At 68.7% G+C, this 11955-nt stretch carries 12 protein-coding genes; all 12 read right to left on the bottom strand.

What is annotated here, in order from left to right:
* Positions 1–158 precede the first annotated feature (158 nt).
* On the bottom strand, positions 159–1223 hold the full coding sequence (gene cax / locus ACYQ1H_RS11360) for a calcium/proton exchanger (RefSeq protein WP_460028152.1): 1065 nt from the start codon (positions 1221–1223) through the stop codon (positions 159–161).
* Between the two features lie 134 nt (positions 1224–1357).
* Positions 1358–2539 carry a methionine adenosyltransferase gene (metK, locus tag ACYQ1H_RS11355; RefSeq protein WP_460028151.1) on the bottom strand — a complete coding sequence of 394 codons (1182 nt, stop codon included), beginning with the start codon at positions 2537–2539 and terminating at the stop codon, positions 1358–1360.
* On the bottom strand, positions 2536–5601 hold the full coding sequence (locus ACYQ1H_RS11350) for a cation-translocating P-type ATPase (protein WP_460028150.1): 3066 nt from the start codon (positions 5599–5601) through the stop codon (positions 2536–2538). Before ACYQ1H_RS11350 ends, metK begins: the two co-directional genes overlap by 4 nt.
* Positions 5602–5679: 78 nt before the next feature.
* The gene (locus tag ACYQ1H_RS11345; RefSeq protein WP_460028149.1) at positions 5680–6078 is read right to left on the bottom strand and encodes an HMA2 domain-containing protein; all 399 of its coding nucleotides are present in this window, start codon (positions 6076–6078) and stop codon (positions 5680–5682) included.
* A gap of 30 nt (positions 6079–6108) precedes the next feature.
* On the bottom strand, positions 6109–6585 hold the full coding sequence (locus ACYQ1H_RS11340; protein WP_460028148.1) for an HMA2 domain-containing protein: 477 nt from the start codon (positions 6583–6585) through the stop codon (positions 6109–6111).
* A 5-nt stretch (positions 6586–6590) separates the two neighbouring features.
* On the bottom strand, positions 6591–6929 hold the full coding sequence (locus ACYQ1H_RS11335) for a DUF5132 domain-containing protein (protein ID WP_460028147.1): 339 nt from the start codon (positions 6927–6929) through the stop codon (positions 6591–6593).
* Positions 6930–7001: 72 nt separating this feature from the next.
* On the bottom strand, positions 7002–7832 hold the full coding sequence (locus ACYQ1H_RS11330; RefSeq protein ID WP_460028146.1) for an EcsC family protein: 831 nt from the start codon (positions 7830–7832) through the stop codon (positions 7002–7004).
* A gap of 156 nt (positions 7833–7988) precedes the next feature.
* The gene (locus ACYQ1H_RS11325) at positions 7989–8366 is read right to left on the bottom strand and encodes a diacylglycerol kinase (RefSeq protein WP_460028145.1); all 378 of its coding nucleotides are present in this window, start codon (positions 8364–8366) and stop codon (positions 7989–7991) included.
* A 90-nt stretch (positions 8367–8456) separates the two neighbouring features.
* Entirely contained in the window at positions 8457–9497 is a 1041-nt protein-coding gene (locus ACYQ1H_RS11320) for an MJ1255/VC2487 family glycosyltransferase (RefSeq protein WP_460028144.1), read from the bottom strand.
* A gap of 1 nt (position 9498) precedes the next feature.
* The gene (locus tag ACYQ1H_RS11315; protein ID WP_460028143.1) at positions 9499–10020 is read right to left on the bottom strand and encodes a phosphatase PAP2 family protein; all 522 of its coding nucleotides are present in this window, start codon (positions 10018–10020) and stop codon (positions 9499–9501) included.
* Positions 10021–10143: 123 nt separating this feature from the next.
* On the bottom strand, positions 10144–11172 hold the full coding sequence (locus ACYQ1H_RS11310) for a glycosyltransferase family 4 protein (RefSeq protein WP_460028142.1): 1029 nt from the start codon (positions 11170–11172) through the stop codon (positions 10144–10146).
* Entirely contained in the window at positions 11129–11938 is an 810-nt protein-coding gene (locus ACYQ1H_RS11305; RefSeq protein ID WP_460028141.1) for a UDP-2,3-diacylglucosamine diphosphatase, read from the bottom strand. The genes ACYQ1H_RS11310 and ACYQ1H_RS11305 overlap by 44 nt, the downstream gene beginning before the upstream one ends.
* Positions 11939–11955 lie beyond the last annotated feature (17 nt).

The following is an 11955-nucleotide window of genomic DNA, read 5'->3' as shown; positions in this document are numbered from 1 at the left end:
TCCCCCTGGGGGTGGGGGGGGCAGTTGTGGGGAACCCCCCCCACTTTCACAGACGAAAGGGCTTCCACCGACGCTTTCCACCAACTCGCCGGGCACCGCCCTCTCCCCCCCTCCCCCCAGCCCCAACGGCCCCGGTCCCGTGCACTCGGGGTTGCCTGTCAGGCCGGCAGGTGCACGAAGAAGAAGGCGATCCCGAAGATCACGTAGCAGAACAGCAGCAGCGCGCCTTCCAGCCAGTAGGTTGCCCCGTCCTGGAACACGAACAGGGCGATGAGGATGCCGGTCAGCACCGCCACCACCTCGAACGGGTCGTAGAGATAGATGAGCGGCTGGTCCGTCATGAAGCTGGTCAGCACCAGCAGCGGCGCGACGAACATGGCGATCTGCATGCTGGCCCCGACAGCGATTTCCAGGCTGATGTTGATCCGGTTCTTGCGGGCCATGAGGATCGCCGAGGCATTCTCGGCGACGTTGCCGACCAGGGGCACGATGATGACGCCGATGAAGGCCTGGGGGAGGCCGAGCCTCTGCGCGGTACCTTCGACCGTCTCGACCAGCAGCTCGCTTTGCAGTGCGACCAGGGCCGTGCAGACGGCCAGTACCGCCAGCGCCGTTCGCAGGCTCCATTGCGGTTGCTCGCCATTGCCGTTGCCGTCGTACTGGACGAACAGGTTGCGGTGCGTCACGAAGGAGAAGGTCAGGCCCAGCACATAGATCAGCAGCAGCAGCGCGGACATGGCCAGGCTGAGCACCGTCAGCCCCTGCTCGACATTGGCCTGGCCCTCGCTGGTCATCTTGAAGGCCAGGGGTACCACCAGGCTGACGGCGGCGAAGCACAGCAGGGAGAAATGGCTGCGGGCGATGTTGCGATCGAAGCTCTGGAACTTGTGGAGCATGCCCCCGGCCAGAATGCTCAGCCCCAGCACCAGCATGATGTTGCCGATGATCGAGCCCACCATGCTGGCCAGCACCAGGCCGTACAGGCCCGTCTTGACCGCGAAGAAACCGATGAAGAGCTCGGGTATGTTGCCCATGGTCGCATTGACCAGGCCGCCGACCTTGGGGCCGGTATAGGCCGCGATCTGCTCGGTCGCCTGGCCGATGATGATGGCCAGGGGGACGATGGCAAGGCAGGCGGCGGCGAAAATCCAGGGATCGTCGGCCTCCAGCCAGCGCACGATCAGGGAGCCCGGTACGAACAGCAGCAGCTTGATGGGGTTCACGGGCATCCCTGTCGACAGGGCCGGGGTGGACAACACGACCCGCCATCGTCGCGAGGCCGGGTAATGGCTTGATGGCTGGCCGGGACTCACCAGGCGGGTAGCCGGCCGGGTCCGACCGCTGGGTGCACCGGCGCTCAGCGCAGGCTATCCGCCCTGTCGGTCCGTTCCCAGGGCAGGTCGGCATGCCCCATGTGCCCGCGGATCGGCAACTGCTGGTAGAAGCCGGGCCTGTGCCGGGCCGGCAGGTGGCGGAGATCGAAGTCGCGGATGATGGCCCCCAGGCGGAAGTCGAACGCTTCCCGCAGCCGCGTGCCGATGTCGGCGTCGGCAATGGTGCCGGAACCGAAGCTCTGTACCCGCACGCTGATCGGGCCCGCATGGCCGATGGCATAGCTCAGCTGTACCTCGCACTCCTCGGCCAGCCCCGCCGCTACCACGTTCTTGGCGGCATAGCGGGCCATGTAGGCGCCGACCCGATCCACCCGCGAGGGATCCTTGCCGCTCAGGGCCGATCCGCTGTGGCGGGCGTAGGCGCCATAGGTGTCGGCGGCGGTCTTGCGGCCGGTCATGCCGGAGTGCGAGCCCGGCCCGCTCTTCGGAAACGCGCCGCGCGGATTGACGAAGATCTCGCTGGCCGCGTCCGGCTGGATCGGATCGTCGGCGAACAGCGGCTGGATGACGTCGGCCAGCAGATGGGCGCGCAGCTCGGCCCCATCGACCGGCCTGCCGGCCACGCTGCCGGCGACGATGGTGATGCTGGCGACCCGGGCCGGGCGGTTGTCGTGGTACTCGATGCCGACCTGCACGGTGCAGTCCGGCGACAGATAGCCGAGCCGGCGTTGCTGGCGCGCCCGCGTCAGGCCATTCGCCAGCCGGTTGGCCATGCTGATCGGCAACGGCATCAGTTCCGGCGTCTGCCGGCAGGCATAGCCGAATACGGACACCTGGCTGTGGACGGTCAGCCGGTCCAGCTCGGCCGGGCTGAGATCCCGCTCGTCGGCCTGTGCCCGCTGCTCCTGGGGCATGGCGATGAGGCTGGTCAATACCGAACAGTTGGCGGCGTCGAAATCCTGCTCCCGGTAGCCGACCTCGCCCATCACCGCGCGGGCCACCTGCGGGATGTCGATGTTGGCCTGGGTCGCGAAGCGGGCGGCCAGGAACAGCACGTTCTTCGACAGCGCGCATTCGGCGACGATGCGCGAGTAGGGGTCCTTCTGCAGGAAGCGGTCGACCACCGCGTCGCTGATGCTGTCGCAGAGCCGGTCGGGGTGGCCGTCGGTGACGGATTCGGAGGTGAAGAGAAAGCGACTGGTCATGGCGTCTCCGGAGTCCGGGCGGGGCGCAAGCCCTTGGCGGCCTCGTTGATGAGGAAAGGGGCAGCGCTGCCGGCCAGGATCAGCAGCCAGTCGGCCGGGCCGAGAGGCGACAGCCGCAGGAGCCGGCGCAGGGGCGGCAGGAAAACCGCCAGCACCTGTACCGCCAGCGAGCCGCCGATGGCCAGGCTGAGGTAGGGATTGCCGGGGCGCCGGTGGTCCAGCACGGTCGTGGTCTCCGAGCGGCAGCTGATCGAGTGCAGAAACTGGGCCAGCGTCAGGGTCATGAACAGGTTGGTGCTCGCCTGCGGTCCCATGCCGTAGCGGGTCAGGCTGAGGCCGAAGACGCCGAGGCCGCTGGCCGTGATGGCCGCCGACTCGCGCAGCAGCCGCAGGCTATCGGCGCGGCTGATGATCGGCTGGCGCGGATCGCGGGGCGGCTGTTTCAGCACATCGCGCTCCGGTGGTTCCAGGGCCAGCGCCAGGGCGGGAAAGACGTCGGTGACCAGGTTGATCCACAGCAGCTGCATGGGATTCAGCGCCTCGCCAAAACCCAGCGTGGTGGTCGCCAGCATCAGCTCGATCTCGCTGAGGTTGGTCGACAGCAGGAACCGCAGGCTCTTGCGGATGTTGCTGTAGATGGTTCGGCCCTGCTCCACCGCGGTGATCATGGTCTCCAGGTTGTCGTCCTGCAGCACCACGTCGGCGACCGAGCGCGCCACCTCGGCGCCCTGCCTGCCCATGGCCACGCCCACGTCGGCCGCCTTCAGCGCCGGGCCGTCGTTGATGCCGTCGCCGGTCATGGCGATGACGCGCCCGCCTTTCTGCAGGGCCTGCACGATGCGCAGCTTGTGGGCGGGGCTGACGCGGGCGAAGATGGTGGTGTCCTCGACGATGCCGGCCAGCAGCTCCGGTTCCAGGCTGTCGAGCCTGACGGCATCGAGGATCTCCAGCGGCCGGCGGTGGTTCAGGCCCAGGCGGCGGCCGACGGAGTAGGCGGTGGCGCTCTGGTCGCCGGTGATCATGACGGTCTCGATGCCGGCCGCGTGGAATTGCGCCATCAGCGCCGGCGTGCCCGGCCGGATGATGTCCTCCATGCCGATCAGCCCCAGCCAGACCAGGCCATCCGGCGTTTCCGCCGTCCCGCTGCCGCCATGGCCATGGGCGACGCCGAGCACGCGCAGAGCCTCGCCGGCCAGGTCCTCGTTGCGCGCCAGGATGGCCTGGCGGAGCCTGCGGGTCAGCGGCCGTCGCTCGCCGCCGCACTGCCATTCGCGGCACAGGGCCAGGACCTCGGCCGGGCTGCCCTTGACCGCCACCCAGTCGCCCCCGGATACATCCGGGTGCCGGCTGAGCATGTAGGGCCGCTGCTCGGCCCGGTGCTGCAGGGCGCCGAGCGGGCGGCGCCGGCGCAGCGCCGGCACGTCGATGCCGCCCTGCAGGGCGGCTTCCACCAGCGCGCATTCGGTCGGCGAGCCATCCAGGAGCGGACGGTCAGCCCCGGGGGCGATGACCACCTCGCTGCAGAGCGCGACCACCTCCAGCAGCTGCCGCACGTCGGCATGCCCGGCGACGGCAACGGCTTGGCCCTCGGCGTCGAGATACCGGCCCTCGGCCAGCGACAGCTGGAGCCGCTCGGTTTGCAGGGTGACGACCTTCATCTGGTTGAGGGTCAGGGTGCCGGTCTTGTCCAGGCACAGCACCTGTACCGAGCCCAGGCTTTCCACCGCCGGCAGTTGCCGGATCAGCACCTTGCGGCGCTGCATCTCGCGGATGCCGAGCGCCAGCGTCGTGGTGGCGACCGCCGGCAGTCCCTCGGGCACGGCGGCCACCGCCAGGGAGACGGCACTGTTGAGCATCGCCAGCCAGCCCTGGCCGCGCAGCACACCGATGGCGAACACCAGCACGCAGATGCCGGCGCTGAATGCCGCCAGCTGCACGCCCATGCGATCCAGCTGGCGTTGCAGCGGCGTTTCCGGCGGGGCGACCTCGCCGACCAGCGTCTGGATAGCGCCGATCTCGCTGGCCTTGCCGGAGGCGGTGACCACTGCCAGCCCGCTGCCGCCGGTGACGACCGTGCCCATGTGCACCATGTTGACGCGCTCGCCGAGCGGGGTTTCCGCGGCGCACAGCGTGGTGGCCGTCTTGGCGACCGGATGGCTTTCACCGGTCAGCGCCGACTCGTCCAGCGTCAGGTGGCTGGCTGCCAGCAGCCGGGCATCGGCGGGAATGTAGGCGCCGGGCGTCAGCACCAGCACATCGCCCGGCACCACCGCCTCCAGCGGCACCTCGACACGCTGGCCGTCGCGAACGGTCAGGGCGTGGCTGGGCAGGAGATTGCCGAGCGCGTTGATGGTCTTTTCGGCCGAACTTTCGGTGAGGTAGCCGATCAGGGCGTTGAGCAGCACCACCCCGCCGATGACCACGGCGTCGGCGAACCCGCCGGTGGCGATGGACACGGCCGCCGAGACGCCGAGCATGGCCACGGGGATGTTCAGGAACTGCCCGGCCAGCATCTTCAGGGTCGAGCGGCGCGTGTGATCGTCCAGCCGGTTCGGCCCGTACACGGCCAGGCGCTGCCGCGCTTCGGCGTCCGCCAGACCGGTTTCGGCGCTGTGCCAGTGGCTCAGGGCCGCCGCGGCGGACTCGGCGTGCCAGGGACGGCGCTCGGTTGCCGCCATCGCGGGTGGCGCGGCCGGGATGCGGTCCGCACCGTGGCTGTGCCGCCGCCCGGGCCGGCGGGTGGCGGGCGGACGGCGGTGGCGGGTGGTATCGCGGCTGGCCGGGGCCTGAGCCGGGCGTTCGGCGGCTGGCGCCGGGATGGGACCGACGATGCTCTCCAGATCGCGCAACAGCCGCTGGATGTCCGCCTGCCGCGGATCGAACAGGATCAGCAGCGAACCGGTCAGCGGGTTGCCGCGCGCGGCGGCGACATAGCCGATCTTCAGCACCGCGTGTTCCAGTCGCTGCCGGTTGGCATCCTGCCGGTACAGGGCCGGCAGTCTCAGCCGCAGGCGCCCGGGCGAGACAGGCTGGACGACCACGGTGGCAATGTTTCGGCGCATGCCGTCCTCGTCGGATGGGAAGGGGGGCTGGAGCTGCCGCGGCGGCGTCGGGCCGGTTCAGGGCGCGTGATGGCGTGCTCAGGCACCCAGCATCAGCGCCAGCGCGACACCGGCGATGATGTTGCCGCCGATGCTCACCAGCAGTTCGCGGGTGAAGAACGCCGCCGGCCGCATCTTGCCCAGACGCGGATTCTTGTGCTTGAGCGAGATTTCCACCTGGCCGGCAACGATGGCGTGGACCGCCGCGCGCACCAGCTCGATGACCTCGGTTTCGCTGTGCAAGGCCGGGTGATACTTGATCAGCAGCGAGCCGGTGACGATATTGGCCTCGGCATGGTAGATGCCGCGGCTGTCGCGGCCGCGCAGCAGGGTCTGTTTCAGCAGTTCGGCATAGGTCTGCCGGTAGCGCAGCATGGGAATGGACAGCCGTAACCGGTTGGGAACCTTGTTGTGTACCAGGCGGATCGAGTCAGGCATGGCGCGCTACCGGTCGTGGGTGGATATCCTTCATTTCGGGTTCCGGCCATCCATGTCGCGGAGGATTTCCACGGCTCGCCACAGCAGGGGGATGGCCGGCTGCATGATGTTGCCGCGCCACAGCTGCTTGGCGCCCAGGGCCAGGAACAGCAGGAAGAACACCGAGTGGGCATCCAGATGGCCGCGACTGCCGGTACTGATCCACTGGTTGACCTCGTGCATCCGCGCGGAGAACTGTTCACCCACGGTCTTCAGGGGCGGTGGGTGGTGGTCGAGCCGGAACACACGGTGCTTGCGGGCGTAGGTGGCCAGACGGTCGAGATTGCCATGTTCCGCGAAGGCGATCAGGGCGCTGGCGGCGCGGCTGTTGCTGTGCACCTCGGCAACCCCGGGGCACCGGCGCAGAAAGTCTTCCAGCTGGGAGAAGAACAGCCCGTCGCCGCGACGCGCCGGCAGCTTGATGCGGGCGCGCCCGGGAATGGCGTGCACGACATGGGCCTGCAACATGGCCGCTACCCGGCAGATGTCCCGCTGACGGCGTCCTCCGCCGCTTCCGCCGCCTCCTCGGCCTCGGCGAACCCGGCGGCTTCGAGACCACCCTTTTCGGCCACCAGCTCGGCGCGTACTTCGGCCACCAGATCCTCGAGTTCCTCGCCGGCCTCGGCGATGGCCTCCCGGCCGCGCTCGATCAGCAGCAGGCCGGACTTGATCGCCGCCCGCGCCAGGGGACGCCCGACCGAGGCCAGTGCCGGCAGCGCCGCCAGGCCCAGCGCCGCCACACCCAGGCCCAGGGCCACGCCCCTGGCGGTTTCGTTCTTCAGGAGCTCATCGAGTTGGGAGCGTATTGCCATGGCGTCGGACCTCGCATTGCGGCAGGGGGTGAACGTCGCGTCCGGGCAAGCGGCGCGGCGGGGTTCGGGGGATCAGTCGGCCGGCAGGGTCGGCAGGCTTTTCTGCCGCCGCTTGAGCCGGGCATAGTGGGCCTGGACCACGGCGGGGCTGTAGGTTCGTTCTAGTCGGCGCAGGGTGAAATGTCCATGGGCCATGGTCTGGAAGTGCTCGATGAACAGCCTGTTGATCATGGCCCCGCCGGCCGCCCCGACCAGGGGCACCAGCTGCGCCGCCGTCTTTTCCGACAGCATCAGCCCGAAGCGCTGGGCCAGCGTCTGTACCAGCTGCACCAGCGCCGGCGGTTTGCCCAGCCCCGCCTGGCCGACCTGGGCCAGGTAGCGGCTGGCCTCCGCCACCGGTACCTCCAGCGCCAGGCGCAGTCCGTAGTAGCCGGTGTCCGCGGCATCGTCCAGGTCGCTGCGGCCGCCCAGGGCGAAGACCTCCAGACAGGCCAGCCGGGTTTCCAGGCTGGTCATGTCCTCGCCCTCGCGACGGGCGATGTCGGCGATCGAGCTCAGCATCACCGCCGTGGTCAGCGGCAGCTCCATCAGCAGGGCCGGCCCGCCGAAAAAGCCGCCCGCGGCCCCGGCCGCCATGCCCAGCCAGCGGTGGCCCCGGTCTCCCGGCAGCCGCCGCGCCACCGGCCGGGTGCCCTGCTGGAGGACCAGCCCCAGCGCGCTGTCCACGCAATGTTCGGCGGCGCGATGCAGGCGCCGGCGCCAACGCTCGGGCAAGAGGTTGATCCCCAGCTCGATCGGCGTGCCGACGATGCTGTTCAGGCGGGCCGCGAAACTGGGATTCTCCAGGGCCTTGAAGGCGCGTTGCAGGGCTTGGTAATCGGCTTCGGTCAGGGAGCGGGTCATGGCTGGAAGCGACGGGAGCGGAGGGCGGTTTCCACTCTAACCCGCTGCCGGCGTAAACGCTAGAAACCTACCCGTGCACCATGACAGCTTGATGACGGTCGGCGGCAGCCCATGCGTGGCGCGGGTTTGCGGCGGTTTGTCCGGGTCCCGTCGAGCCTAGGCGGCCGCCAGCCGCGGCCAGAGAATCAGCCCCCAGACCAGGCCGGCGAGCGCCAGCGATGACAGCACGGCGGCGGAGCCGACATCCTTGGCGCGTCCGGAAAGCTCGTGGCGTTCGAAGCTGATGCGGTCGACGACGATCTCGATGCCGGTGTTCAGGAGCTCCACGATCATGACCAGGATCAGGCTGCCGACCAGCAGCGCCTTTTCCACCCCGGTCTCGCCCAGCCATAGTCCCAGCGGGCCGGCGACCACGAACAGGTAGACCTCCTGGCGGAAGGCCTCCTCGTGCCGCCAGGTCGCCCTGAAGCCGCGCAGGGAGTGGAAGAGGGCCGCGTGGATGCGGGCGAGACCGGTGAGATTCTGACCTGCCATGATGTCTGTCGATGAAGGGTGAAGGGGGGCGAACGGGCGCCTGCGTAGGATAGCCGCCCGCCAGGGTTGCGGCATGGCGAACGGGGGGGGTTAGGCCACTTTCCGCGCGCGCTGCCAGATCGCTTCTATCCAGCTCTGGTCGATGTTCAGGTCGCCGCGCAGCAGCCATTCGGCCACCGCCCCGGCGACGTCCGGGTAGCGCACCATGTGGGCCTGGTCGGTCGCCAGCCAGCTGGCGAGGGTCGCCGGGTCCAGTTCGCGCATCACCTCGCCGAGCCGCAGCTGTTCCAACGCCAGTGCGTTGGAGAGCTGCTCCATCTGCCGGTGCAAGGGCTTCACCAGCAACTTCTTGCCGTGATGCAGGGTTTCGCTGGGCAGTTCGAAGCCGGCATTGCAGATGACACCGGCACAGTCGGCGAAATCCTCCTGAAAGCCGCGCCGGGAGAGTCCCTTGATCTGGATATGGGCCGTTCTGCCCGAGGTCGGCACCGGGCCGCCCGGGTTGTAGACATGGAATTCGTACGCGGTGAACGGCCTGAGCAGCCGGATCACGTCGTCGATGTCCTCGAACGGCAGGTAGGCGATGATCTTGGCGGGGTTCTGCGGTGCCGGCGGGGCCCCGGCCTCGATGATCGGCGGCAGGATGGGACCGTTGAAATGGTGCCAGTGCACCCCCAGCCCGACCGAGGCCGGAGCGAAATACTTCAGCACCTGGGTGCCCATGAGGTCGGCGCCGGCCTTGGGAATGTCCAGTCCGAAGGCGTACTGGTGGCCGATGCCGACGGCCGGGATGCCCCGCAGCCTGGCCGCCCAGGCGGTGACGGGTTCGAAGTCGGTGATCACCCGGTCGTAGCCGCGCAGGTCCAGCGAGCGGATATCGTCGACGAAGCGGACTAGGTTGTTGCGCAGGGCGGTGCGCAGATAGTGCACATGGCCGTGCCGGGTCTGGAAGGTGAGGCCGGCCCGCCACAGATGGTCGCCGAACACCTCCATCTCGAAGAAGTCCTCGCGGGGCCGGCCGCTGAACAGCCAGGTGACTTCCGCGCCGGCCGCCCGCAGCTTCGGGGCCATGGCCCGGGCGCGGGTGATGTGGCCATTGCCGGTTCCTTGAACGCCGTAGAAGATTTTCACGTTAAAGCAGGATCTCCAGACTCAGCAGGGCCAGGCTGCTGCCCATGAGGGCGCCAATCAGGGTGTCGGTGGGGAAGTGGACGCCGAGCACGACGCGGGCCATGCCGACCAGCACGGACCACGAAAACAGCAGCGGCATCCACTCGGGATAGCAGTGGCTGACCAGGGTTGCCACCATGAAGGCGGCGGAGGTGTGTCCCGAGGGAAAGCTGAAGCGGTCCGAGGGGATGATGATGCTCGGGATGTTCAGCGCCGCCTGCGGGCGATTGCGCCGGCAGACGTTCTTCAACACCAGGTACAGCGGGCGTTCGCAGGCAAACGCCAGCAGCAGGGCATGCAGCAGGCTGCGCTGCGGCTCCGTGCCGGCGCTGTAGAGCACCGTGGCCAGCAGCAGGTAGAGCGGGCCGTCGGCGGTCCTGGAAACGATGCGCGCCAGTCCCGCCAGGGTGTGGCGGGTCTTGCGCGCGGCAACCCACAGGAAGACGTGGACGTCGTACTGATGGATGGTCTGCATGATTTTCATGGCCTGGTTCTCGCGATGTCGGTCCGCCGGAGATGGCGGACCTGCCGGCACGTTAACGGGCTCGCGTGACGGGTCTGTGAAGGGATGATGAAGAACGCGTGACGCCGGGCGGCATGGAACCGCTCAGCGGGTGCCGGCGCGCTTGCCCGGCCCCGCGGGGATCGGCGCCAGATGGCTTTCGAACAGCCGTGCGCAGCGGTCCCAGGTATAGCCGAGGGCATACTGGCGGCAGTCGTGGCGGTCCAGCCGCAGGGCGGTCGTCACCGCCCGGCCCAGGTCCTCGTCGAGGCAGCCCACCCGGTCGCTGAGGATCACGTCGCGCGGACCCTGCACCGGATAGGCCGCCACCGGCACGCCGCAGGCCAGCGCCTCCAGCATCACCAGGCCGAAGGTATCGGTGCGGCTGGGAAACACGAACACGTCGGCCGAGGCGATGTGGCGCGCCAGTTCCTCGCCGTGCCGGTAGCCGAGGAAGACGGCGGCGGGATATTTCCGTTCCAGTGCCGGCCGCTGCGGGCCGTCGCCGACGACGAACTTGGTGCCGGGCACCTCCAGCGCCAGGAAATCCTCGATGCTTTTCTCCACCGCCACCCGGCCCACATAGAGAAGCTTCGGTCCGGCGCCCGGCAGCAGGTCTTCCCGGCGCGGCCGGAACCGGTCGGTGTCGACCCCGCGCGACCACAGCACCGGCCTGGCAAAGCCGCGCTGGCGCAGCTGTTCGACCAGGCCCGGGGTCGCGGTCATGGCGCGTTCGCCGGCATTGTGGAACCAGGCTAGGAAACGGTAGCCCCAGGACAGCGGCAGGCCGGTGCGGACGTTCACGTACTCCGCGAACAGCGTATGGAACGAGGTCGTGAACGGCAGCCCGCGCCGCCGGCAATAGGCGCGCGCGGCCAGACCCAGCGGGCCCTCCGTGGCAATGTGGATGGCGTCCGGCCGCAGCCGGTCCAGCCGGCGCCGCAGGCCATCGCCGCAGCCCAGTGCCAGACGGATTTCCGGGTAGGTCGGACATGGCCAGTTGCGGAACTGGTCGGGGGTGACGGTTTCGACCTCGTGCCCGAAGGCGCCCAGCCGTTCGGCAACCGTGCTCAGCGTCGTCACGACGCCGTTAATTTGCGGGCGCCAGGCGTCCGTGATCAGGGCAAGTTTCAAGGAGCGGATCCTCCAGTAAGCGGGCGCTGTCCTCGACCCAGCGGATGATGGAAATGGTGCCGTCGGCGGTTTCCGCCAGGGCAGTGCAGCTTTCGACCCAGTCGCCGGTGTTGCAGTAGCGGATGCCGCGGTCGTTGTCGTGGATGGCGGCATGGTGGATGTGGCCGCAGATGACGCCGTCGAGCCCCTGTTCTTCGGCGGCGTGCAGCAGCGCCCGCTCGAAGTCGAAGATGAAGTTCACGGCATTCTTGACCTTGTGCTTGATGTAGGCGGACATCGACCAGTAGGGGAAGCCGAGTATTCGGCGGCCGATGTTGAACCAGCGGTTGACCGCGATCAGGAAGTCATAGGCTTCGCTGCCCAGCATCGCCAGCCAGCGGCTGGTGCAGACCACGCCGTCGAATTCGTCCCCGTGCACCACCAGGAACCGGCGGCCGTCGGCGGTTTCGTGGACGGCCCGCTCCTGGAGCGCGATGCCGTTGAAGACCGTGCCGATGTAGCCGCGGAACACCTCGTCGTGGTTGCCCGGGATGTAGATCACCTCGGTGCCCGTCGTGGCCAGCGCCATCACCTTGCGCACGATGGCGTTGTGCAGCGCGGGCCAGTAGAAGCCATTCTTCAGCTTCCAGAAGTCGACGATGTCGCCGACCAGGTATAGCCGTTGGCAATCGATGTGGTCGAGAAAGTCCAGCAGGTACTCGGCCTTGCACCCTCGCGTGCCGAGGTGAACGTCGGAAATCCAGACGCTCCGGTAATTCAGCTTCATCTTCGTGCTCTCACCTT

It is taken from the genome of Methyloparacoccus murrellii (assembly GCF_054657115.1).
Note: the sequence above shows the minus strand (reverse complement) of the source record. Positions and strands in the feature narration are given on the sequence as shown.